The organism is Thioalkalivibrio sp. ALgr1 (assembly GCF_000378285.1).
Taxonomy (GTDB): Bacteria; Pseudomonadota; Gammaproteobacteria; order Ectothiorhodospirales; family Ectothiorhodospiraceae; genus Thioalkalivibrio.
Genome location: NZ_KB905132.1, coordinates 13,529 through 36,082, shown reverse-complemented (window position 1 = coordinate 36,082; position 22,554 = coordinate 13,529). Strand labels below are relative to the sequence as shown.

Genomic DNA, 22,554 nt, shown 5'->3' with positions numbered 1-22,554 from the left:
CGGTCAGCTGCCTTCGCTGGTGGACCCCAGCTGGCGTGGTGCGCCGCTCTCGAAGCGCGCCCAGACCGGCTCGCGCACCCAGTCCCCGCTGATCGGGTTCAGTGACCAGGTGCCGGACCCGCCGACGATTTGATGGTGGCTGGCCTCGCGTACCGCGCGATCATGCAGGCTCAGCCGCATCGCATCCATGCCCAGCGCGACGAAGCGCGGGAGCTCGTCAGTCGCCCCTTCGGCCATTTCGCCGTTCAGCGGCTCGATGGTCGTAAACAGGTAGGGCGCGTCCGGGAAGACGATGCCGTTGAGATCGCGGTCGCGATTGGCATCCGGCTGTCCGGCGTAGATATGAGGCGTTGCCATGATCGGGAGTTGACGCGCGCCGTGGAAGTGCAGGTAGGGCACGAGCTGGCGCATCTGGCGCGAGGTTCCGGTCACGAACAGGTGATCGGCATCACCCCGAACCTGGGGGTCGCCTTCCAAGTTTAGCCCGGTACGGCGGGCGACGTCGCGAATGCGCGCCTCGCTCTGCTCAATCCCGAGCGCATTGCCCACGCGGGCATTGATGTCCTCGGCGTCCGGCCGCAGGCGCACGATATCGCGCGGCCGCAGGCCGTGGTCGGCGAGCGCATCCTGGTAGGCCTCGGCAATGCGGTCGCCGAACTCGCCCTCGGGCAGGATGACCAGCGGGTTGCGCCAGCCCGTACGTACCGCGCGATCCACCACGGCGTAGGCGTCCTCTTCCGGGTTCAGCGCCAGCGTGCCGAAGGCCCCGTTGCCGTCGAGCTGTGTGCGGTTGAGCAGCAGCGTCGGACGAGTCTCTTCGCTCGCAGCCACTGCGCGTACCGCATCGCGGTTGAGCGGCCCGATGATGCGGTTTACGCCGTCTTCGACGCCGCGCCTGTAGAGGTCTGCTGCCGTGTCAGGGTCGCCGCGTGTGTCGCGCACCACCAGGCGGCCGTGGCCCCCGGTCTCCGCGTAGTAGGCGCGCGTGATGCCGTCGAGGATTGCATTGCCGAGCTGGGCGAGATCACCGGACAGCGGCAGGAGGACCAGGATCGTTTCCGGCGCCTCGGGCTGGAGCGGGTGACTTGCGACCAGTTCCGGGAGCAGGCTGTTGGCCGGGTGCGACGGATAGCGCTCGCGCCACTGGCCAGCCACGCGGCGGGCGTCTTCTTCCGAATTGACACTGCGCAGTCCGCTGAACAGCCGCACCCAGGGCTCGGCATCCGGGTGTTCGCCCGCCGCCAGGCGGTCACGCTGTGCGGGTCGAAGCGCCGAGAGCAGGCCCCAGATGCGTTCCTGGTTAACGGTCTGGTCATCGGGCTCCAGCAGGAGCAGCCCATCCAGGCGCAAACGGGCGTCCAGCGCCTGATACCATTCACGCTCATGCTCCAGCAGGCGTGCATGCAGGGCCAGACCCTCGCGGTAAACCTCGGGCGTACGGGTCTCGTCGTCCGGGTCATCGGCGCCGAGTCGCTCGCGCGCAGTCTCCCATTCGCCACGGGTGGCCGCCAGGCGGCCGCCACGCACACGGTCCGCCAGCGGTTCCCGGTGCTGGGCATCCAGGTCGCGCCACAGCGCGTCCGCGCGGTCGACCAGGTCGCCGTCGGGGTCGTCCAGGCTCAGGACCGCGTCGATCGCCGCGCGCACGTTGTCCGGCTGCGGGTCCGCCCAGGCCTCGCTGATCAGGATCGGCGCCTGCTGCTCGGCCGGCAGGTCAACGACCTCGGGTCGTTCCTCCTCCGGGTCCGGGGCGGGGGTTGGGTCCGGGCGCGGGGTCGCGCAGCCGGCGAGGATTGCGCCGGCGAGCAGGCTCAGGGCCAGACGGCCCCGGTAGCGCCCCCCGGCGGCTAGAGAGAGGTATAGGTTCACGATAGCGAGATGCTCAGCGTATTGGGGAGTCAGTATTGAAAGCGCATCAGGTTGTGTCAACGAATTGCGGCACGTTATGGGTGGTTGCCACCCCGATCGGCAATCTGGCCGATCTCAGCCCCCGTGCCCGTGACGTGCTGGCGCGCGTTTCGCGTATCGCTGCGGAGGATACGCGACACAGCGGCGGGCTGCTGGCGCATTTGGGGGTGCAGACCCCGCTGGTCAGTCTCCATGAGCATAACGAGCGCGACCGGATCCCCTCTTTATTGTCTGCGCTGGAGGCGGGCGACGATCTCGCGTTGATCTCGGATGCCGGTACGCCGCTGGTATCCGATCCCGGCTACCGGCTGGTACGAGCGGCCACGGAGGCGGGGCTGCCGGTGCGCGCGGTGCCCGGCGCCAGCGCCCCGCTCGCGGCGCTGGCCGTCGCCGGCCTGCCGTCCGATCGTTTCTGCTTCGAGGGTTTCCTGCCGCATGCTGGTGGGGCCCGCCGTCGCCGCCTGGAGACCTTGCTGGCCCAGCCGGTGACCACAATCCTGTTTGAGTCCTCGCATCGCGTACGCGCCGCTGCCGACGACCTGGCCGCACTGGAGCCGGAGCGGCTGGTGTTCCTGGGGCGCGAACTGACCAAGCAGTTCGAGGAACACTATAGAGGAGCCGCTGGCGGGCTCCCGACCTGGCTCGATGCCGATGCCAATCGGCTGCGGGGTGAGTTCGTTCTGATCCTCGCGCCGGCGCCGCAGGCGGCCGACCCGGAGTCCGAGGATGCCCCGCTGGCTGACGAATATGAGCGCCTGCTGGGGGCCTTGCTGGGGGAGCTCCCCTTGAAACGCGCGGTGCGGGTCCTTGCCGATGCCACCGGACTGCCGCGCAACCGTGTCTATGCCCGGGCCCTGCGGCTGAAGGACGAGGGTTGATGGGGTTTTTCCTTGCGTTGTTGCAGGTGCGGGCGTAAAAGGAGCGCGGGAGCTGGCCTGGCAGTCGCTGTATCCACTGGATGCGGAGGAAAGTCCGGGCTCCACAGGGCAGGACGCCAGGTAACGCCTGGGCGGCGCGAGCCGACGGAAAGTGCCGCAGAAAATATACCGCCGATGGCCTTCGGGCACAGGTAAGGTTGAAATGGTGCGGTAAGAGCGCACCGCACGGCTGGTAACAGTCCGTGGCAGGGTAAACCCCGTCCGGAGCAAGGCCAAATAGGGGTGCATGGTGTGGCCCGCATCGCACCCGGGTAGGCTGCTCGAGGCGTCCGGTGACGGACGTCCCAGATGAATGACTGTCCACGACAGAACCCGGCTTACGGCCGGCTCCCACTTTTTCCCACCTTTGCGGCCCCATCCGTGGGTCCGTGTCTCTCCGTGTCGGCGGTTCTTGCCGAAAAATAGTGAAGTAGTTTCTTAAGTGTGGCCCTCAAGACGCGGCTTTTGGGGTCTTATTTTCTGGCTGCACCGTCGCTGGGCAGGTGTTCGCTAAGTCTCTGTGATTCAACGCTTATTTTTGGTTTTTTCGGGTCAATTTTCTTGACTCCTGGAGATAGCCGTACCTATAGTGTCGAAAAGTGGGAAAAGGTGGGGAAAGGTGGGTGACCACCGCAACCGGTACCGGCCATGTTTCGAGGCGTAAGCCAACTCAATCTGGATGCCAAGGGCCGCTTGGCCATGCCTGCGCGCTATCGCGATACGCTGGCGGCATCCTGTGGCGGCCAGCTGGTGATTACCGTAGACCCCGACCGATGCCTGCTCCTGTACCCGTTCCCCGAGTGGGAGCGCATCGAGCAAAGTCTGATGTCCCGCCCCAACATGAATCCGAAGGTCCGTAACCTGCAGCGCCTCCTGGTCGGCCATGCGACCGAGTGCGAGCTGGACGGTAGCGGCCGTCTCCTGCTGCCGACGCCGCTGCGCCAGTACGCCAGCCTCGACAAGCGGGCGGTGCTGCTGGGGCAGGGCAACAAGTTCGAGATCTGGGATGCCGATTCCTGGGAGGCCCGTTGCGAGCAGGCGCTGGGGGGTGACGTGGATGACGACGCGCTCGAGTCCATTGCGTTGTGACCATGACGGAAAACGCCACTCATATCCCGGTGCTGCGCGACGCGGTGCTGGAGGGGCTGGCCGTGCGCGCTGACGGGTTCTATGTAGATGGGACCTTCGGGCGCGGCGGGCACAGTCGCGCGATTCTCGATCGCCTCGGCGCCGGCGGAAGCCTGCTGGCGATGGACCGGGACCCCGAGGCGGCTGCGGCCGCCTCTTCGTTTGCGGACGATCCACGCTTCTCCTTCGAGCCAGGCCCTTTCTCGGCGATGACCGATACCCTGCGCCGGCGCTTCCCCGGTCGTGCGCCGGATGGTGTGTTTCTGGATCTGGGGGTCTCCTCCCCGCAGCTGGATACCCCGGAGCGTGGTTTCAGTTTCCAGCACGACGGGCCGCTGGACATGCGCATGGACCCTGCGCAGGGCGAGAGCGCGGCGGACTGGCTGGCCCGCGCGGAGCAGGACGAGATTGCGGATGTGATCTACCACTATGGCGAGGAACGTCATTCCCGTCGCGTCGCCCGTGCGATCGTTGCGGCGCGCGCCGAGGCCCCGATCACGCGCACCGCGCAGCTGGCCGAGATCGTGCGCCGCGCGGTTCCTGGGCGCGAGCCAGGCAAGCATCCGGCGACGCGTACCTTCCAGGCCCTGCGCATCCATGTGAACCGGGAGCTAAAGGAGCTGGAGCAGTGGCTCGAGACGATCCCGGAGGTCCTGCACCCGGGCGCGCGGATGGTGGTGATCAGCTTTCATTCGCTTGAGGACCGCATGGTCAAGCAGGCGCTGCGTGGCCCGCGCCCGGACGCGCGCCTGCCGCGCGGGCTGCCGGTGATGCCCGAAACGCCCGAGCGCACGTGGCGCCCGATCGGCAAGCCCGTGCGTGCCGACGCCGAAGAGCAGCGCCGCAACCCGCGTGCACGCTCGGCGGTACTGCGCGTGGGGGAGCGCACCTGATGGTCTTTCGCGGCTTCATCCTGATCATCCTGGCGACCGGGGTCTTTGCCTCCGCCGTTGGGGTGGTGGCGGCCAAGCACGAGGCACGTCAGGCCTTTATCACGCATCAGTCGGAGCTTTCGGAGCGCGACGCGCTGAACCTGGAGTGGACGCAGCTGCAGATCGAGCAGTCGACCTGGGCGACGCAGGGCCGCATCGAACAGCAGGCGCTTGAGGAACTGGGCATGATCAAGCCCGAGCCGGATCGCATCGTGGTGATCGGGGGGCGCACATGGGAGCGCTGAAGCGCCAGGTCAGCCATGGCCGCCTGAAGGTGCTGCTGGTCGTCTCCGCGCTGGTGCTGGTGGCCCTGGTGCTGCGTGCAATCGATCTGCAGGTGCTCAGCCGCGACTTCCTGACGCAGCAGGGCGAGCAGCGTCAGGTGCGTACGCTGACCGAATCGGCCCATCGCGGCATGGTCACGGATCGCAATGGCGAGCCGCTGGCGATCTCCGCTCCGGTGCAGACCGCCTGGGCCAATCCCAAGGACTTGCTCGAGCAACGCGATCGCTGGCCCGAGCTGGCCGAGGCGCTGCAGGTCGACGCCGACTGGCTGGCCGAGCGCATCGAGGCGCGTGCCAGCCGGGAGTTCATGTACCTGCGTCGGCATATGCTGCCGGCCCAGGCGGAGCAGGTGACCGCCCTGCGTGTTCAGGGGCTTGGCCTGACGCGTGAGTTCCGGCGCTACTACCCGCATGGCGAGACGACCTCGCACATCCTTGGCTACACCGATATTGACGATCGCGGGCAGGAGGGCGTCGAACTTGCGTTCAACGACTGGCTGTCGGGCGCGCCGGGTGCCAAGCGTGTGCTGCGCGACCGCCACGGACGCACGATCCGCGATGTGGCCAGTATCCGCCCCGCACGCGACGGCCGCACGCTGCGCCTGACCATCGATCAGCGCCTGCAGTATCTGGCCTACCGCGAACTGAAGGCCGCGGTGGCGGAGCACGATGCCCAGGGCGGGTCGGCCGTGCTGCTGGATGCCCGTACGGGTGATGTCCTGGCCATGGTCAATCAGCCCAGCTTCAACCCGAACAATCGCGGTTCGATCCGCTCGGAACTCGCGCGCAACCGGTCGTTGACCGACAGCATGGAGCCGGGGTCCGTCATCAAGCCCTTCACCGTTGCGGCGGCCCTGGATGCGGGCATCATCGACCCCAATGTGACCCTGGACACCCGTCCCGGGACCATGCGTGTCGGGCGCCTGACCGTGCGCGACTTTCGTGACTATGGCGTGATCGACCTGACCACCCTGATCGCGCGTTCCAGTAATGTCGGCGCGACCAAACTGGCCCTGGACATGCCGCCGGACCGGTTCTGGCAGGTCCTGCACCAGGCCGGCTTCGGCCAGTCGACCGGGACCCACTTCCCGGGCGAGGTGAGCGGCCGCCTGCGCGACTTCCCGACCTGGCGCGAGGTCGAGCAAGCCACGATGGGGTATGGCTACGGCCTCTCCATTACCCCGCTGCAGATGGCTGCGGCCTATACCGCTTTCGCCAACGATGGCCAGCGCATCCCGGTGCGGCTGGTGCAGACTGCCGACGACCTGCGCGAGCCGGCGGGCGTGATGTCCCCGGAAACCGCCCAGCGCGTGCTCGCGATGATGGAGCACACGATCGGTTCCGAGGGTACCGCGCGTCAGGCAGCGATCGACGGCTACCGCATCGCGGGCAAGACCGGTACCAGCCGCAAGAGTGGCCCCGGGGGCTACACCGAGGACCGCTATATCTCCAGCTTCGTGGGCCTGGCGCCGGCCTCGGATCCGCGTTTCGTGATGGCCGTGGTGATCGACGAACCCAATGCCGGCACCTACTTCGGCGGCGCCGTGGCGGCGCCGGTATTCCGCAACGTGATCGGCTCGGCGCTGCGGATGTTCAACGTGCGCCCAGACGCGATGCCGGAGATCCCCATGCAGTTCGCCGCCGAACGCGAGGGCTCGACATGATGGCGGCGAATACGGTCCAGACCGTCACGACACTGGGCAGCCTGTGGCCCGCCGGGGCGCCGGCGCTGGCGCGCGAGGTCGCTGGGCAGCGTGTCACCGATCTCGTCCAGGACAGCCGCCGGGTGACCCCGGGGGCTGTCTTCGTGGCGCTGCGCGGGACGCAAGGCCACGGCCTTGCCTATGCGCAGACCGCGGCCGAGCAGGGAGCGGTGGCCATCCTGTGGGATGAAGCCGAGGCGGCCCCGGCCCTCGATGTTCCGGTGCTGCACCTCCGCGGTCTGCGCACCGCGCTGCCCGCGATCTGCGATGCCCTTTGGGGCGCCTGGCCGGCCGAATATCCCGTCGTCGCGGTGACGGGCACCGATGGCAAGACCTCGGTCAGCCAGCTGCTGGCTGGTGCCCTGGAGCAGATCGGTGTCCCCACGGGGGTCGTCGGGACGCTCGGTGTGGGACGCCTCGGAGCACTGGAAGACTGTGGTCATACCACTCCGGGTGTGATTGACCTGCGCCGGCACCTGGCGCAGCTGGCCGCCGACGGCTGCCGGGCGCTCTCGATCGAGGCCTCGTCCCACGGGCTCGAGCAGGACCGCATGGCCGGGCTGCCCGTGCGTGTCGCCGTGCTGACCCGGCTGGGCTCGGATCATCTGGATTTTCATGGCAGCCAGCAGGCATATGCCGACGCCAAGGCGCGGCTGTTCACCTGGCCGGGGCTGGAGACCGCGGTGCTCAATGCCGACGACGCCCTCGGGCAGCGCCTGATCCACGAAACCACGGCTGGGCGCACCCTCACCTACAGCGCCGTCGGGGCGCCCGCCGATCTGGTCGCGCGGGAGGTCGAGGCAGGCTCCGACGGCATTCGCTTCACGCTGGAGGCTGCGGGCGAGGCCTGGCCGGTGCAGGCGGGTCTGTTCGGGCTGTTCCAGGTCGGCAACCTGCTGGCGACGCTCGCCGCCCTGCGGGCGCTGGGTCATTCCTGGCAGGCCGCCGTCGATGCGGTGTCGCGTCTGCGCGGTGTCCCGGGGCGCATGGAGCGCTTCGAACTGCCCGGCGGGGCGTTGCTGGTCGTGGACTATGCCCACACCGAACAGGCCCTGGCGGCGGCGCTGGATGCCCTGCGCCCGCACACGGCCGGCCGACTGATCGTGGTCTTTGGCTGTGGCGGGGATCGCGATGTCACCAAGCGCCCGGCCATGGGGCGGGCCGCCAGTGCGCGCGCCGATCAGGTGATCGTGACCGACGACAACCCGCGTTCCGAAGACCCGGCCGCGATCCGCGCCGCCGTGTTGGCTGGCTGCGGTCGGCCCGAGGCCTGCCGCGAGCTGGGCGATCGGGAGGCGGCGGTGCGCGCGGCCGTGGCCGAGGCGGGCCCGGGTGACGTCATCGTGCTGGCGGGCAAGGGGCACGAAACCACCCAGCAGGTGGGTGCGCAGTTTTATCCGTTCAGTGATCGCGAGCTGGCGCGCCAGCTCGCCGCTCGGACGAACGCGGGAGACAGTGGGGGGGGTAGCCAATGATCCGGATGACCGGACAGGAACTGGCGGACGCCGTACGCGGCCGTCTGGAGAACGGCGACGGCGAGCGAGCCTTCGAGGGAGTATTCACCGACACCCGGCAACCGCTCGAAGGGGGACTGTTCGTGGCCCTGCGCGGCCCGCGCTTTGATGCCCACGAGCATGTCGCCACCGACCTGCCGGCCGCTGTGCTGCTGGTGGAGCGCGTGCTGGATGTCCCGCACCCGCAGGTGGTCGTGGCCGATACCGGCGAGGCCCTGGGCCGGCTGGCCCAGCACTGGCGCCGCCGCAGCCGGGCGCGGGTGATCGCGCTGACCGGTTCCAACGGCAAGACCACGACCAAGGAGATGCTGCGCTGCATCCTCGAGGGCGTGGGGTCGGTGCATGCCACCCAGGGCAACCTGAACAACGAGATCGGCGTGCCGCTGACGCTGCTGGCCATGCCCGAGGACACCGATTACGCGGTGATCGAGATGGGCGCCAACCACGCCGGCGAGATTGGACGCATGGCGCGCTGGACCGAACCGATGGTGGCCATGATCACCAATGCGGGGCGGGCCCACCTTGAGGGCTTTGGCAGCCTCGAGGGCGTGGCCCACGCGAAGGCCGAGATCTTCTCGGGGCTGCCCTCCCAGGGCGGTACGGCCGTGATCAATCTGGACGACCCGTTCGCCGACTACTGGCTGTCGCTGAACGAACACCACCATTGCCAGCGCTTCTCCCTGGAGGGTGGTGGCGAGATCGAGGGCATGTGGCAGGCCCCAGACCGCTTGCGCCTGACGATCCTGGGCGCCGGCCGCGATCTCCGCCTGGCCAGTCCGGGGCGCCATGTCGCTGCCAATGCGGTCGCTGCGGCCGCCGCGGCGAACGCGGTGGGTGTGGCGATCGACGCAATCGCCAACGGCCTGGCGCGCTGGACGCCGGTGCAGGGGCGTCTGCAGGAACTCTGGCATGCCAGCGGCGCCCGCCTCTGGGATGACACCTACAACGCCAATCCCGACTCGCTGCGCGCGGGGCTCGAAGTGCTGGCCGCGATGCCCGGCCGGCGCATTCTCGTCCTGGGTGCGATGGGCGAGCTGGGTGCCGAGACCCCGGCGCTGCACCGGGAGACCGGGACGCTGGCCCGCGCGACGGGTGTGGACTACTGCCTGGCCCTGGGGGAGGCTGCGCGCGACAGCGCCGAGGCCTTTGGCGAGGGTGGCGAGTGGTTTGCCGACCATGACGCCCTGCGGACGCGCCTGGAAGCGCTGCTGGAGGACGAGACCACGGTCCTGATCAAGGGCTCGCGCAGCCAGCACATGGAACGCATCATCGAAGGGCTGGAGATGGCCCCGTCGGCGCGGGGGGCTGCGAATGCTGTACGCGCTGACTGAATACCTCACACAGTTCCACAGCGGGTTCACGGTCTTTCAGTACCTGACCCTGCGCGCCATCCTGGGCGTAGTTACCGCGCTGGCGATCGCGTTGCTGATTGGCCCGGCGATGATCCGCCGGCTCACGGTCGGCAATGTCGGCCAGCAGGTCCGCGACGACGGTCCGGAGTCGCATCTGAGCAAGGCCGGTACGCCGACCATGGGCGGGGCGCTGATCCTGGTGGCGGTGGCAGTCGCCACCCTGCTCTGGAGCGACCTGACCAACCGCTTCGTCTGGATCGTGCTGCTGACCACACTGGCCTTTGGTGCAGTCGGTGGCTGGGACGACTACCTGAAGCTGCGCTACGGCAACAGCAAGGGCCTGACGGCCAGGGCCAAGATCCTGTGGCAGACGCTGTTCGCGCTGGTGGCCGCCGGGGTGATCATGGCGACTGCGCAGAGCCCGGTGGAGACGAGCTTCTATCTCCCCTTCTTCAAGGACTTCGAGCTCCATCTTGGCTGGCTGTTCATTCCGCTGGTCTGGCTGGTCGTGGTCGGCTCTTCCAACGCGGTCAACCTGACCGACGGCCTCGATGGCCTGGCGATCATGCCGGCGGTGCTGGTGGCCGGGGCCCTCGGGGTGTTCGCCTATGCGGCCGGCCACGCGGTGTTCGCGGACTATTTGCAGATCCCCGCGGTGCCGGGAGTGGGCGAGGTCGGGATCTTCGCGGCCGCACTGGTCGGGGCCGGCCTCGGCTTTTTGTGGTTCAACGCCTACCCCGCCCAGGTCTTCATGGGGGATGTCGGGGCCCTGGCGCTGGGGGCGGCGCTGGGCATGATGGCGATCCTGACCCGCCAGGAGATCGTACTCCTGATCATGGGCGGCATCTTCGTGCTGGAGACGCTCTCGGTGATGCTCCAGGTCACCTCGTTCAAGCTCACCGGGCGGCGCATCTTCCGCATGGCGCCGCTGCATCACCACTTCGAACTCAAGGGCTGGCCGGAGCCGCGCGTGATCGTGCGCTTCTGGATCCTGACCGTTGTGTTCGTCCTGATTGGTCTTGCGACCCTGAAGATCCGCTGACGCCATGTCGAAGCCACAGCCGCACAATCTGATCGTGGGAACCGGAGCGACGGGGCAGTCCGTCGCCCGATTCCTGCGTGCGCGCGGCGAGGCCTTTGCGATCACCGACACGCGCCGCGACCCACCGGCCCTGGCGGCCGGGGCCGCCGCCGCGTGGCTGTCCGAGGCCTGGGCCGGACCGCTGGACGGTCTTGATACCTCCGGCTATGCCCGCCTGATCGTCTCGCCGGGGGTCCCGCTGGAACACCCGGCCGTCGAACAGGCCCGGGTCGCTGGCGCGGCGATCACCGGCGACATTGACCTGTTTGCGGCAGTGGCGCAGGCCCCGGTCATTGCGATCACCGGCTCCAACGGCAAGAGCACGGTCACCGCCCTGGTGGGCGAGATCCTGACAGCCGCAGGTCGCAAGGTCGCGATCGGCGGCAACTTCGGCACCCCGGCGCTGGACCTCCTGGACCCGGCGGTGGAGGTCTATGTCCTGGAGCTGTCCAGCTTCCAGCTCGAACGCAGCGAGCACCTGGTGCCGGATGGCGCCGCGATCCTGAATATCTCGCCCGACCATATGGATCGCTACCCGGATCTGGCCGCGTACATCCAGGCCAAGGCCCGCATCCTCGACCGTGCCGCTCGCGGTGTGCTCAATCGCGATGACCCCTGGCTGCGCGAGCTGCCCCTGCCGGCCGGTCTGCGCGTGGTCTCGTTCGGGCTGGATGCCCCGCTGGCCGCGACCGACTTCGGCGTGACGACGGGCGCGGCCGAGCCGGACCTGGTGCGTGGCGAGGAACGCCTGCTGTCCACCGCGCGCCTGCGTCTGCGCGGACAGCACAACTGGGCCAATGCCCTGGCCGCGCTGGCGCTGGCCTGGCCGTGGCTGGAATCAACGCAGGCGCGTAGCGAGGCGCTGGCTGCGCTGGCCGACTTCGCGGGCCTGCCGCACCGTTCGCAGTGGATCGCGCGGGTGGCCGAGGTCGACTACGTCAACGACTCCAAGGGCACCAACGTGGGCGCGACCCTGGCCGCGCTACGGGGTACGCCGGGGCCTCTGGTGCTGATCGCCGGTGGGCAGGGCAAGGGGCAGGATTTCTCGCCGCTGGCGGATTACGTGCCCGGCAAGGTCCGGGGCGTCGTGCTGCTCGGCGAGGATGCTCCGCTGATTGCCCGGGCCCTGGCCTCGGTGGTGCCGGTCCAGCGGGTGGACAACATGACCGCCGCCGTGGCACAGGCCGCGGCCTGGGCGCAGCCCGGAGACACCGTGCTGCTCTCGCCGGGCTGCGCGAGCCTCGACATGTACGAGAACTATCAGGCCCGCGGCAACGACTTCGCGCGGGCCGTGCGGGAGCGAGCGGCATGAGTACCGGATCGCTGCCCCTCGGACTGCCCTCGCGCGACTCGCTCGATGGACTGCGCAACAGCGTGGACCTGCCGCTGCTGGCCGCGGCCGCGTTGCTGCTGGGGCTCGGTCTGATCATGGTCGCCTCGGCCTCGATGGACCTGGGCGAGCGCTACTATGGCAACACCTGGCACTTCTTCCAGCGCCAGGTCCTGTTCGCCGCCATCGGTCTGGCGTTGGCGACCGTGATGTGGGCGATCCCGCTGGAGCGCTGGGAGCGCGCCGGTCCCTGGTTGCTGATCCTGGTCATGGTGCTGTTGATTGCGGTCCTGCTCCCGGGCGTGGGCCGAACCGTGAACGGCGCGACCCGCTGGATCCCGATCGGCATGTTCAACCTCCAGGTGGCCGAGCCGGTGAAACTGCTGGTGGTCATGTACCTGGCCGGCTACATCGTGCGTCATTACTCGACCCTGCGGTTGCACCTGCGCGGCTTTGTCCGCCCGCTGGTCGTGCTGGGCTTCGGGACAGTACTCCTGCTTCTGCAGCCTGACTTTGGTGGCGCGGCGATCATGCTGGCGATCGGTATGGGCATGCTGTTCCTGGCCGGCGCCAAGCTGTGGCAGTTCGCCGCGCTCGGCGCGACCATCGCGGTGGGTATGGCCTTCGTCGCAGTGGCTGCGCCCTACCGGGTCGCGCGCCTGACCGCATTCCTCGACCCCTGGCAGGACCCGTTCGCGACCGGGTTCCAGCTGACCCAGTCGCTGATCGCGATCGGGTCTGGCGGCTGGTTCGGTGCCGGTCTGGGCAACAGCGTGCAGAAGCTGTTCTACCTGCCGGAGGCCCATAACGACTTCCTGTTCGCGGTCTTCGCCGAGGAGTTTGGCTTTATCGGTGTGATCGCACTGATCGCGCTGTTTGCGGTCGTGGTCTGGCGCTGCGTGAAGATTGGGCTCTGGGCGGAGCGTGCCGGGCATGCATTTGGTTCGCACCTGGCCTTTGGTGTCGCGATCTGGCTGGCGCTGCAGAGTGCGCTCAATCTCGCGGTGAACATGGGGCTGCTGCCGACCAAGGGTATGACGCTGCCATTTCTCAGCTACGGCGGCAGTTCATTGATCGTCACGCTGATGGCGATCGGTTTGGTGATGCGGGTCTATCGCGAGGCGCAGATCCCGGCCCCGCGCCAGTCGACAGCGCCGCGGCGCAAGAGGGGGCGGGCATGAACAATCCCCTGCGCATCCTGATCATGGCCGGCGGTACCGGTGGACACGTCTTCCCGGGGCTGGCGGTCGCCGACGCCCTGCGCGCCCGTGGCGTCGAGGTCCTCTGGCTGGGCAGCGCGCGCGGGATCGAGACGCGTCTGGTGCCTGCGGCGGGCATCGAGCTGCACACCCTCCCGATCAGCGGCGTGCGCGGCAAGGGGTTGGCGGGACTGCTGCTGGCGCCCTGGCGCCTTGGGATCTCGCTGTGGGCGGCGCTGGCCCTGATTACCCGCTTGCGTCCGGCCGCGGTGATCGGCTTTGGCGGATTTGCGGCCGGCCCCGGCGGCCTGATGGCCGCTGCGTTGGGGCGCCCCCTGGCGATCCATGAGCAGAACGCCGTCGCCGGCCTGACCAACCGCTGGCTGGCGCGCATCGCGGACCGGGTCTATGCGGGCTTCGATCACGCCTTCCCGGAGCGTCACACCGTGACCGTGGTGGGCAATCCGGTCCGTGCGGAGATCGCCGCGTTGCCGGAGCCGGAGCAGCGCTTCGACGAGCGTTCGGGCCCGCTGCGGGTGCTGGTGTTGGGTGGCAGCCTTGGGGCGCGCTCGCTGAACCGCATGGTGCCGGCGGGGCTCGAGCAGGCCCGCGACGCGCAGCCGATGGTGATTCGCCACCAGGCCGGGGAGCGTACGTTGGATGAGGCCCGCGCGGCCTATGCCGAGACCGCGCTGGAATACGAGGTGACCCCGTTTATCGAAGACATGGCCGAGGCCTATGGCTGGGCGGATCTGGTGATTTGCCGGGCCGGGGCGCTGACTGTGGCCGAGGTCGCGGCGGCCGGTGTCCCGGCCCTGTTCGTGCCCTATCCGCATGCGGTTGATGATCACCAGACCGCCAATGCCCGTGCTCTGGTCGAGGCGGGTGCGGCCTGGCGCCTGGCCGATACCGATCTGACGCCAGAGCGGGTCGCCGAGATCGTACGTCCGCTGGGCCGCGAGGCCCTGCGCGAGCGCGCCCGGCTGGCCCGCGAACAGGCCTGCCCCGACACTGCCGAGCGTCTGGCCGAGGCCTGCCTGGAGATGGCCCATGCCCGGCGCGGGAGGAAGAACTCATGAATGCCCCGCGTCTGCCCCGCCACGCGATGCGCCGCATCCGCCGCATTCACTGTGTCGGGATCGGTGGCTCCGGCATGAGCGGGATCGCCGAGGTTCTGCATCAGCTGGGCTACGAGGTCTCCGGATCGGATCTCGGGCAGTCGGCGATGGTCGCGCGACTGACGGGCATGGGCATCCCGGTGTCACCCGCGCATACCGAAGAAAACGTCGCCGAGGCCGATGTGCTGGTCGTCTCCAGCGCAATCGATCCCTCCAACCCCGAGGTGCAGGCGGCCCGCCGCCGAGGGATCCCGATTGTGCGCCGCGCGGAGATGCTGGCGGAGCTGATGCGCTTTCGCTACGGCATTGCCGTGGCCGGTACCCACGGCAAGACCACCACGACCAGCCTGGTGGCCAGCGTGCTCGCCGAGGCCGGTATGGACCCCACCTTCGTGATCGGCGGGCGCCTGAACAGCACGGCCAGTCACTCGAATCTGGGGGCGGGCGACTATCTGGTGGCCGAGGCCGACGAGAGCGACGCCTCGTTCCTGCACCTGCAGCCGATGATCAGCATCGTGACCAATATCGATGCCGACCACCTCGGCACCTATGGCAACGACTTCGGCAACCTGCGCGCGACCTTCCTCGAGTTCCTGCATCACCTGCCGTTCTACGGCATCGCCGTGCTGTGCGCGGACGACCCGCAGGTGCGCGATCTCTATCCCGAACTGGAGCGCCCGCGCCTGACCTACGGCATCGAGGCGGAAGCCGATGTGCGCGCCCTGAACGTGCGCCAGGAAGGCGTGCGCATGTTCTTCGACCTGAAGCTGCCCGGGCAGGCCGCGTTCCCGGTCACGCTGAACCTCCCCGGGCGGCACAACGTGCTCAATGCCCTGGCAGCGGCGGCCGTCGCGCACGAACTGGAGGTTGCCCCTGCGGCGATCCAGGCGGCGCTCGAGCGCTTCCAGGGGATCGGGCGGCGCTTCCAGGTGCAGGAGCTCGAGACCGCGCAGGGCCCGCTGACCCTGGTCGACGACTACGGCCATCACCCGCGCGAGATCGAGGCGACCCAGGCCGCGGCGCGCGACGCCTGGCCCGACCGGCGGCGCATCACCGTGTTCCAGCCGCACCGGTACACCCGCACCCGCGACCTGTTCGAGGACTTCGCCGAGGCCCTGTCCGAGACCGATGTGCTGATCCTGCTGGAGGTCTATCCCGCCGGCGAGGAACCGATCCCCAGCGCCGATGGCCGCAGCCTCGCGCGGGCGATCCGTCTGCGCGGGCAGGTCGAGCCGGTGTTCGTCGAGCATGCGGCCGACGTCGCCGAGGTCCTGTCCGGGATGCTGAAGCCGAACGATGTCGTGATCACCCAGGGGGCCGGCGATATCGGTCGGCTGGCCAGCCTGCTGCCGGACCAGCTGGGAGCGATGAAACGCCCCGGGAGTACGACATGATGGCGGCGCGCGCGGTGGAACCGGTGAACGGCCCGTTCGCCCACGCCCCTCGGGGCGAGGTACGGCCCGATGCCCCGCTGGCGGGGCTGACCTCCTGGCGTGTGGGCGGTCCGGCCGACTGGCTGTTCCGGCCGGTGGACCGGGCCGATCTCGTGTCGGCGCTGGCGGATCACGCCCGTCATGCCCCCGCGATGCCGGTTACCTTCCTGGGCCTGGGCAGCAACGTGCTGATCCGCGACGGCGGCATCGAAGGCCTGGTGGTCCACCTGTCCGGGGTGCTCAACGAACGCGAGCGCCTGGAGGGCAACCGCGTGCGGCTCGGGGCAGGGCTCGCCTGCGCCCAGGCCGCCCGTTTCTGTGCGCGCCAGGGACTTGTGGGCGGTGAATTTCTGGCCGGCATACCGGGCACCCTGGGCGGTGCCTTGCGCATGAACGCGGGGGCCTGGGGCGGCGAGATCTGGCCGCTGGTCGAGTCGGTGTCCACCGTGGATGCCGACGGACAGGAGCACCAGCGTGAGCCGGGCGAGTACCGCATCGGCTATCGCAGCGTCGAGGGTCCGGAAGAGTGGTTTACCGGCTGCGTGCTGCAGCTGGAACCGGGCGATCCGGCCACCGGCACGGCGCGCATCAAGGAGCTGCTGCGTGAGCGCTCGCGCACGCAGCCGCTGGGTCTGCCGTCGTGCGGATCGGTGTTCCGCAATCCGCCTGGTGATCACGCTGCGCGCCTGATCGAGGCGGCGGGACTGAAGGGGCTGCGCCACGGTGGCGCGGAGATCTCCCCCAAGCACGCGAATTTCATTACCCACGATGGCGCGGCGCAGGCCGCCGACATCGAGTGGCTGCTGCACCACGCCCAAAGCGAGGTGGAGCGGCGCTTTGGTGTGTGCCTGGAGCCCGAGGTGCGGCTGCTGGGTCGACCGCGCCCCATGGACGAGACAATCGAGGGAAGGCAATGAGCAGGCGCAAACCGGAAGAATACGGGCGCGTGGCGGTCCTGATGGGCGGCTGGTCCGGCGAGCGGGACATCTCGCTCAAGAGTGGCAACGCTGTACTGGCGGCGCTGCGCCGCCAGGGCGTCGATGCCCATGCCGTTGACCTTACCCGCGAGACGGCGCGGTGCATGGCGCTGGAGGGCTACGACCGGGTGTTCATCGCACTGCATGGCGAGTGCGGCGAGGACGGGACGTTGCAGGGCTGTATGGACATGGCCGGCATGCCGTATACCGGGACTGGGGTCCTCGGTTCGGCGCTGGGTATGGACAAGCTGGCCTGCAAGCGCCTCTGGGCGGGCACGAACCTCCCGAGTGCGCCGTATCGCCTGCTGACACCGGGCTTCGATCCGGAGGCGGTGGCGGATGCCCTCGGCCTGCCGCTGATCGTCAAACCCGCGCGCGGTGGCTCCAGCCTGGGCATCACCCGGGTCGATCGTGCTGAAGACCTGCCGGCCGCCTTTGATGCGGCGCGCGTGCAGCCGGGCCAGGTGTTCGCCGAACAGTGGATCACCGGACGCGAGTACACGGTTGCGGTGCTCGGCAACGAGCCCCTGCCGGTGATCGAGATTCGCGCGGCGAGCGGTTTCTACGACTACCACGCGAAGTACGAGGCGGACGATACCGGCTACCTGTGCCCGCCCCCGGACCTGTCGCGCAGTGCGCAGCTGGAGCTGCAGTCGCTGGCCATCGCCGCCTTTGCTGCCCTCGAGGGCTGCGGTTGGGGCCGGGTGGACATCCTGCAGGACGAACACGGCGAGAACTTCCTGATCGAGGTCAACACCATCCCCGGCATGACCGACCACTCGCTGGTGCCGAAGGCCGCCGCGCAGGCGGGCATCGACTTCGACGAGCTGTGCCTGCGCATCCTCGATTCCAGCTTTGAATGCGGAGGGCTGCGTTGAACGCGCGACGTACAACGCGACCCGCGCGGCGGCCCTCTGGGCCGTCGCGGCTACAGGCTATGACCGGGCCGGGGCTACGCCTGCTCGCCGGCATGGGATTGGCCGGGGCGCTGGTGCTGGGCTTCAGCCTATGGCTGCACTTCGACCCGGATCAGCATCTGCCGATCGGCTCCATCCAGATTACCGGCGAGCCGCGTCACGCCGACACGGACGTGATTCTCGAGCGGGTACGGGCGCATGCACCGGGTTTCGTGGGTACGGACCTCGAGGTGCTGCGCGGGGAGCTGCAGGCGATGCCCTGGGTGGACAGCGTACAACTGCGTCGGCGCTGGCCGGACACCCTGGAGATCCACGTGACCGAGCCGGTCCCGGTGGCCCAGTGGGGCGACGACCACCTGGTCGACCGCCATGGGCGCCTGTTCGGGCCGGTGGATCTCGCCGAATGGGATTTCCTGCCGGCACTGGCCGGCGAGGACGGCCGTCAGGTGGTGTTGATGCACCGCTACCTGGAGGTCTCCGCGCGCCTGGCCGACGCCGGTTTCGAGGTGGTGGGCGTGCACGAGGGCAAGCGGCATGACTGGACCATACACCTGTCCGACGGGGCCGAGGTCCTGATGGGCCGCGACGTGAATCTGAACCGGCTGGGCCAGCTGGTACGCGCGGCGCCGGCCCTGAGGGCGCGCGAGGACGCCCCGATTGCGCGAGTGGATCTGCGCTATCCGCACGGTCTGGCTGTGGCCTGGGCCGAAGAAGCGGACAACAACGGCGGCAACGCCCGATGACACGAACGACAGGACGCAGAAAGATGATGGCAAAGAAGTCGGAACCCGGACTGATCGTCGGCCTGGATGTCGGCACCTCGAAGATCGAGGCGATCGTCGGCGAGCTGACCGACGAGGGCGAGATCGAGATCATTGGCATCGGCTCCTCCCCGTCGCGCGGGCTGAAGAAGGGCGTGGTCGTGAACATCGAGTCCACCGTCCAGTCGATCCAGCGCGCGGTCGAGGAGGCCGAGCTGATGGCCGGCTGCGAGATCCATTCGGTCTACACCGGGATCGCCGGCTCTCACATCAAGAGCTACAACTCCACCGGCGTGGTCGCGATCAAGGACGGAGAGGTGGTCGCCGGCGACGTCGACCGGGTGATCGATGCTGCCCGCGCGATCGCGATCCCGGCCGATCAGCGCATCCTCCATGTGCTGCCGCAGGAATACATCATCGACGAGCAGGAGGGCATCCGCGAGCCGATCGGGATGTCCGGGGTACGCCTGGAGGCCAAGGTGCACCTGGTCACCGGCGCGGTCTCGGCGGCGCAGAACATCGTCAAGTGCGTGGAGCGCTGCGGGCTGCGGGTGGACGACATCATCCTCGAACAGCTCGCCTCCAGCTACTCGGTGCTCAGCGAGGACGAAAAGGATTTGGGGGTGTGCCTCGTCGACGTGGGCGGTGGCACCACCGACATCGCCGTCTTTGCCCACGGCGCGATTATGCACACGGCGGTCATCCCGATCGCTGGCGATCAGGTTACCAACGACATCGCGGTCGCCCTGCGCACGCCGACCCAGTACGCCGACGAACTCAAGATCAAGTACGCCTGCGCGTTGCGCACGCTGGCCGACCCGGGCGAGACCATCGAGGTCCCCGGTGTCGGCGATCGCGCTGCACGGCGGCTGTCGCGCCAGACGCTCGCCTCCGTGGTCGAGCCGCGCTACGAGGAGCTGCTGCAGCTGGTGCAGGCGGAACTGCGCCGCAGCGGTACCGAGGAAATGATTGCCGCCGGGGTGGTCCTCACCGGCGGTTCGTCCCGAATGGAAGGTGTGGTGGATCTCGCCGAAGAGGTTTTCCACATGCCCGTACGCCTGGGGGTGCCGCAGCGCGTCACCGGGCTCCTGGATGTGGTGAAAAACCCGATCCACGCGACGGGGGTGGGGCTTTTGCTCTACGCCCGCGAGTCGCGTGCGGAGCAGGAGGCCCGGCCCGTGAGTAGCGGCTTCCAGGGTGTATGGGCGCGCATGAAGCGCTGGTTTTCCGGGCAGCTCTGATGATCAGAGTGACCGGGTTTATGGGGGTCGGACCGCTCTCCGGCCATAGGCAAACAACTGACATGTACACACGAACCGAGAGGACGCAGCCATGACGTTCGAACTGATGGATACCTTTAGCCAGAACGCCACGATCAAGGTCGTTGGTGTTGGGGGTGGTGGCGGCAATGCCGTACAGCACATGGTTCACTCGCAACTCGACGGCGTGGACTTCATCTGCGCCAATACCGATGCCCAGGCCCTGAAGAGCCTGGACTCCAAGACGCTGCTGCAGCTGGGCGGCGACATCACCAAGGGCCTGGGTGCCGGGGCCGATCCGTCGGTCGGGCGCGAGGCGGCCCTGGAGGACCGCGAGCGCATCCAGGACCTGCTCCAGGGTGCGGACATGGTGTTCATTACCGCCGGTATGGGTGGCGGTACTGGCACTGGTGCGGCCCCGGTAGTCGCACAGATCGCCAAGGAGATGGGCATCCTGACGGTCGCGGTGGTCACCAAGCCGTTCCCGTTCGAGGGCAAGAAGCGCATGCAGGTGGCCGTGTCCGGGATCAAGGCGCTGACCGAGCAGGTCGATTCGCTGATCACCATCCCGAACGAGAAGCTGCTGACCGTGCTGGGCAAGAACACCACGCTGCTGGATGCCTTCAAGGCCGCCAACGACGTGCTGTTCGGTGCGGTGCAGGGGATCGCCGAGCTGATCACCCGTCCCGGCCTGATCAACGTCGACTTTGCCGACGTGCGCAACGTGATGCGCGAGATGGGTATGGCGATGATGGGTACCGGCACCGGTACCGGCGAAGACCGTGCGCGTCAGGCCGCCGAGGCCGCGATCGCCAGCCCGCTGCTGGAGGATGTCGATATCTCCGGTGCCCGCGGGATCCTGGTGAACGTCACCGGGGGCATGGATGTCGGAATCGGCGAGTTCGAGGAGGTCGGCGAGGCCGTGAAAGCCCTGGCGTCCGAGGATGCGACCGTGGTGGTCGGTACCGTGATCGACCCCGAGATGAGTGACGAACTGCGCGTGACCCTGGTGGCCACCGGCCTCGGTGCCCAGACGGCCCAGCAGGAACGCCCGCAGGTGCGTGTGGTCGATGCCCAGCCCAAGCGTGCGGTCGGCTCCGACGTCGAGGTGGACCTCGACCAGCCGACGGTGAAGCGTCGCGGCGGGGACAACCTCGCGGTCGACTACAACCAGCAGCAAGGCATTGATGTGCTGGATATCCCGGCCTTTCTGCGCAAACAAGCCGACTGAGCAGGGGGCCGCATGCAGGGAGGGCGGAAACTTGCAATAATGCGGTAATCGTTGTGTGCATGAGGAGCCCGGGAGGGCCCCGGGCTCCACTTTGCACCTGAAAAAGCAAGAGGTTATACGCGTTGATTCGACAAAGAACGCTCAAGAACAGCATCCGGGCCACAGGCGTGGGGCTGCATACCGGGGAAAAGGTCGTGCTTACGCTGCGACCGGCGCCGGTGAATACCGGGATCGTCTTCCACCGGAGCGATCTGGATCCCGTCGTCGAGATCCCGGCTCGGGCGGAGAACGTGGGCGACACGCGTTTGTCGACAACGCTGGTAAAGGGAGACGTGCGCGTCTCGACCGTGGAACACCTGCTCTCCGCGATCGCGGGGCTGGGCATCGACAACCTGCACGTGGATGTCAGTGCCGCCGAGGTCCCGATCATGGACGGCAGTGCCGGACCGTTTGTGTTCCTGTTGCAGTCCGCCGGGCTCAAGGAACAGGACGCCCCCAAGGAATTCATCCGGGTGAAGCGCAGCGTGGAAGTCCGCGAGGGCGACAAATGGGTGCGCTTCGACCCCTATGACGGGTTCAAGGTCGGTTTCTGCATCGACTTCGAACACCCGATGTTTACCGACGGAAGCCAGCGCGCCGAGCTGGACTTCTCGTCCACCTCCTTCGTGAAGGAGGTCTCGCGTGCCCGGACCTTCGGGTTCATGCGCGATATCGAGGCCCTGCGCGCCAACCAGCTGGCGCTGGGTGGCAGCCTGGACAACGCGGTGGTGCTCGATGACTACAAGATCCTGAACGAGAACGGCCTGCGCTACGACAACGAGCTGGTCAAACACAAGATCCTCGACGTGGTCGGTGATCTGTACCTGCTGGGGCACAGCCTGATCGGCGCGTTTACCGGGCACAAGTCCGGGCATGCGCTGAACAACCAGCTGATTCGCCAGCTCGCGGCGGACGAGACGGCCTGGGAAAAGGTCACCTTCGAGGACCCCTCGGAGCGCTTGCCGATCTCCTTCGGGCAGCTGGCGCCCACGATCGCTGGCAGTTAGGGCGGTCCTGTCCTGCGCTGCGGGGGCTAGCGCCCCTGCGGCGGTAGCGCCGCCAGGCGTTCCAGCGCCCCGGCCAACTCCGGGTCGCCGATCGAGCGCGCGGTCTGCATCAGTAGCGAGCGGGCCGACTCCGGGATCTCGCGTTGAACCGCGACCGGTTTGGATTGCGGTGCACGTGGCGTGCTGTCGAGTCGAATGCGCACCTCGGTGGTGCCTTCGATGCCGGCCGCCGCGAGCGTCTTGAGCAGCTCGCGCTGCTGGAAGCGGATCTCGGTCGCCAGTGGGCGATCGGCGCAGACCGCGATCAGGGTCTCTCCCTGCCGGGTCAGCGCCAGGCGTCCGCGCTGTAGCTCCTCCCCCACCAGTGGGGCGAGGGCGCGTTCCAGCTCCCGATCGCGGTCGCTGAGGACGCTCAGATTCGCCGCGACAAAGCGGTTCGCGGGGCGCGGCATCATCGACGTGCC

Annotated in this window: 20 protein-coding genes and 1 other RNA gene; 19 read left to right on the top strand and 2 right to left on the bottom strand. The window is 68.3% G+C overall.

Annotated features, from left to right (window positions below):
- Nucleotides 1-3: 3 nt before the first annotated feature.
- Nucleotides 4-1,869: a penicillin-binding protein activator gene (locus F466_RS0100165; RefSeq protein ID WP_018174850.1), complete on the bottom strand. Its 1,866-nt coding sequence runs from the start codon at nt 1,867-1,869 to the stop codon at nt 4-6.
- 80 nt (nt 1,870-1,949) lie between these two features.
- Here F466_RS0100165 and rsmI point away from each other — a divergent pair, with 80 nt between their 5' ends.
- The 19 genes from rsmI (at nt 1,950) to lpxC (ending at nt 22,090) form a co-directional block, all read left to right on the top strand.
- On the top strand, nt 1,950-2,786 hold the full coding sequence (rsmI, locus tag F466_RS0100160) for a 16S rRNA (cytidine(1402)-2'-O)-methyltransferase (protein WP_018174849.1): 837 nt from the start codon (nt 1,950-1,952) through the stop codon (nt 2,784-2,786).
- Nucleotides 2,787-2,834: 48 nt separating this feature from the next.
- Nucleotides 2,835-3,181, top strand: an RNA gene (rnpB, locus tag F466_RS13225) — RNase P RNA component class A.
- A 292-nt stretch (nt 3,182-3,473) separates the two neighbouring features.
- Nucleotides 3,474-3,914: a division/cell wall cluster transcriptional repressor MraZ gene (gene mraZ, locus F466_RS0100155; RefSeq protein ID WP_018174848.1), complete on the top strand. Its 441-nt coding sequence runs from the start codon at nt 3,474-3,476 to the stop codon at nt 3,912-3,914.
- A 2-nt stretch (nt 3,915-3,916) separates the two neighbouring features.
- Complete coding sequence (rsmH, locus tag F466_RS0100150) at nt 3,917-4,846, top strand: 16S rRNA (cytosine(1402)-N(4))-methyltransferase RsmH (RefSeq protein ID WP_038038537.1); 930 nt, start codon at nt 3,917-3,919, stop codon at nt 4,844-4,846.
- Nucleotides 4,846-5,130, top strand: coding sequence for a cell division protein FtsL (gene ftsL / locus F466_RS0100145; RefSeq protein ID WP_018138000.1), 285 nt, complete (start codon nt 4,846-4,848; stop codon nt 5,128-5,130). Before rsmH ends, ftsL begins: the two co-directional genes overlap by 1 nt.
- On the top strand, nt 5,118-6,833 hold the full coding sequence (locus F466_RS0100140; RefSeq protein WP_018138001.1) for a penicillin-binding protein 2: 1,716 nt from the start codon (nt 5,118-5,120) through the stop codon (nt 6,831-6,833). Before ftsL ends, F466_RS0100140 begins: the two co-directional genes overlap by 13 nt.
- Complete coding sequence (locus F466_RS0100135; RefSeq protein WP_018993166.1) at nt 6,830-8,347, top strand: UDP-N-acetylmuramoyl-L-alanyl-D-glutamate--2,6-diaminopimelate ligase; 1,518 nt, start codon at nt 6,830-6,832, stop codon at nt 8,345-8,347. Before F466_RS0100140 ends, F466_RS0100135 begins: the two co-directional genes overlap by 4 nt.
- A complete protein-coding gene (gene murF / locus F466_RS0100130) occupies nt 8,344-9,717 on the top strand; it encodes a UDP-N-acetylmuramoyl-tripeptide--D-alanyl-D-alanine ligase (RefSeq protein ID WP_018993165.1) in 1,374 nt (457 codons plus the stop codon). The genes F466_RS0100135 and murF overlap by 4 nt, the downstream gene beginning before the upstream one ends.
- A complete protein-coding gene (gene mraY, locus F466_RS0100125; RefSeq protein ID WP_018993164.1) occupies nt 9,698-10,780 on the top strand; it encodes a phospho-N-acetylmuramoyl-pentapeptide-transferase in 1,083 nt (360 codons plus the stop codon). Before murF ends, mraY begins: the two co-directional genes overlap by 20 nt.
- A gap of 4 nt (nt 10,781-10,784) precedes the next feature.
- Nucleotides 10,785-12,131, top strand: a complete 1,347-nt coding sequence (murD, locus tag F466_RS0100120) for a UDP-N-acetylmuramoyl-L-alanine--D-glutamate ligase (RefSeq protein WP_018993163.1) — start codon at nt 10,785-10,787, stop codon at nt 12,129-12,131.
- Nucleotides 12,128-13,330, top strand: a complete 1,203-nt coding sequence (gene ftsW, locus F466_RS0100115; protein WP_018138006.1) for a putative lipid II flippase FtsW — start codon at nt 12,128-12,130, stop codon at nt 13,328-13,330. Before murD ends, ftsW begins: the two co-directional genes overlap by 4 nt.
- Nucleotides 13,327-14,427, top strand: coding sequence for an undecaprenyldiphospho-muramoylpentapeptide beta-N-acetylglucosaminyltransferase (gene murG, locus F466_RS0100110; protein ID WP_018138007.1), 1,101 nt, complete (start codon nt 13,327-13,329; stop codon nt 14,425-14,427). The genes ftsW and murG overlap by 4 nt, the downstream gene beginning before the upstream one ends.
- Nucleotides 14,424-15,860 (top strand): UDP-N-acetylmuramate--L-alanine ligase, encoded by a 1,437-nt coding sequence (murC, locus tag F466_RS0100105; RefSeq protein WP_018993162.1) that lies wholly within the window; start codon nt 14,424-14,426, stop codon nt 15,858-15,860. Before murG ends, murC begins: the two co-directional genes overlap by 4 nt.
- Nucleotides 15,857-16,816: a UDP-N-acetylmuramate dehydrogenase gene (gene murB / locus F466_RS0100100; RefSeq protein WP_018993161.1), complete on the top strand. Its 960-nt coding sequence runs from the start codon at nt 15,857-15,859 to the stop codon at nt 16,814-16,816. The genes murC and murB overlap by 4 nt, the downstream gene beginning before the upstream one ends.
- Complete coding sequence (locus F466_RS0100095) at nt 16,813-17,754, top strand: D-alanine--D-alanine ligase (protein ID WP_018138010.1); 942 nt, start codon at nt 16,813-16,815, stop codon at nt 17,752-17,754. The genes murB and F466_RS0100095 overlap by 4 nt, the downstream gene beginning before the upstream one ends.
- Nucleotides 17,755-17,813: 59 nt before the next feature.
- Nucleotides 17,814-18,536 carry a cell division protein FtsQ/DivIB gene (locus F466_RS0100090; protein ID WP_018993160.1) on the top strand — a complete coding sequence of 241 codons (723 nt, stop codon included), beginning with the start codon at nt 17,814-17,816 and terminating at the stop codon, nt 18,534-18,536.
- 23 nt (nt 18,537-18,559) lie between these two features.
- Nucleotides 18,560-19,795, top strand: coding sequence for a cell division protein FtsA (ftsA, locus tag F466_RS0100085; RefSeq protein WP_018993159.1), 1,236 nt, complete (start codon nt 18,560-18,562; stop codon nt 19,793-19,795).
- A gap of 91 nt (nt 19,796-19,886) precedes the next feature.
- Nucleotides 19,887-21,044 carry a cell division protein FtsZ gene (gene ftsZ / locus F466_RS0100080; protein ID WP_012983557.1) on the top strand — a complete coding sequence of 386 codons (1,158 nt, stop codon included), beginning with the start codon at nt 19,887-19,889 and terminating at the stop codon, nt 21,042-21,044.
- A 122-nt stretch (nt 21,045-21,166) separates the two neighbouring features.
- A complete protein-coding gene (lpxC, locus tag F466_RS0100075; RefSeq protein ID WP_081601195.1) occupies nt 21,167-22,090 on the top strand; it encodes a UDP-3-O-acyl-N-acetylglucosamine deacetylase in 924 nt (307 codons plus the stop codon).
- A 26-nt stretch (nt 22,091-22,116) separates the two neighbouring features.
- Here the strand turns inward: lpxC and F466_RS0100070 are convergent, their stop codons facing one another.
- Complete coding sequence (locus tag F466_RS0100070; RefSeq protein ID WP_018174837.1) at nt 22,117-22,545, bottom strand: DciA family protein; 429 nt, start codon at nt 22,543-22,545, stop codon at nt 22,117-22,119.
- Nucleotides 22,546-22,554 lie beyond the last annotated feature (9 nt).

Coding starts and splice junctions, on each gene's coding strand:
- murG (WP_018138007.1), top strand. CDS start 13,327: ATGAACAATCCCCTGCGCATCCTGATCATGGCCGGCGGTACCGGTGGA.
- ftsZ (WP_012983557.1), top strand. CDS start 19,887: ATGACGTTCGAACTGATGGATACCTTTAGCCAGAACGCCACGATCAAG.
- F466_RS0100095 (WP_018138010.1), top strand. CDS start 16,813: ATGAGCAGGCGCAAACCGGAAGAATACGGGCGCGTGGCGGTCCTGATG.
- mraY (WP_018993164.1), top strand. CDS start 9,698: ATGCTGTACGCGCTGACTGAATACCTCACACAGTTCCACAGCGGGTTC.
- ftsW (WP_018138006.1), top strand. CDS start 12,128: ATGAGTACCGGATCGCTGCCCCTCGGACTGCCCTCGCGCGACTCGCTC.
- rsmH (WP_038038537.1), top strand. CDS start 3,917: ATGACGGAAAACGCCACTCATATCCCGGTGCTGCGCGACGCGGTGCTG.
- murB (WP_018993161.1), top strand. CDS start 15,857: ATGATGGCGGCGCGCGCGGTGGAACCGGTGAACGGCCCGTTCGCCCAC.
- F466_RS0100140 (WP_018138001.1), top strand. CDS start 5,118: ATGGGAGCGCTGAAGCGCCAGGTCAGCCATGGCCGCCTGAAGGTGCTG.
- murC (WP_018993162.1), top strand. CDS start 14,424: ATGAATGCCCCGCGTCTGCCCCGCCACGCGATGCGCCGCATCCGCCGC.
- mraZ (WP_018174848.1), top strand. CDS start 3,474: ATGTTTCGAGGCGTAAGCCAACTCAATCTGGATGCCAAGGGCCGCTTG.
- ftsL (WP_018138000.1), top strand. CDS start 4,846: ATGGTCTTTCGCGGCTTCATCCTGATCATCCTGGCGACCGGGGTCTTT.
- F466_RS0100070 (WP_018174837.1), bottom strand. CDS start 22,545: ATGATGCCGCGCCCCGCGAACCGCTTTGTCGCGGCGAATCTGAGCGTC.
- murD (WP_018993163.1), top strand. CDS start 10,785: ATGTCGAAGCCACAGCCGCACAATCTGATCGTGGGAACCGGAGCGACG.
- F466_RS0100090 (WP_018993160.1), top strand. CDS start 17,814: ATGACCGGGCCGGGGCTACGCCTGCTCGCCGGCATGGGATTGGCCGGG.
- ftsA (WP_018993159.1), top strand. CDS start 18,560: ATGATGGCAAAGAAGTCGGAACCCGGACTGATCGTCGGCCTGGATGTC.
- murF (WP_018993165.1), top strand. CDS start 8,344: ATGATCCGGATGACCGGACAGGAACTGGCGGACGCCGTACGCGGCCGT.
- F466_RS0100135 (WP_018993166.1), top strand. CDS start 6,830: ATGATGGCGGCGAATACGGTCCAGACCGTCACGACACTGGGCAGCCTG.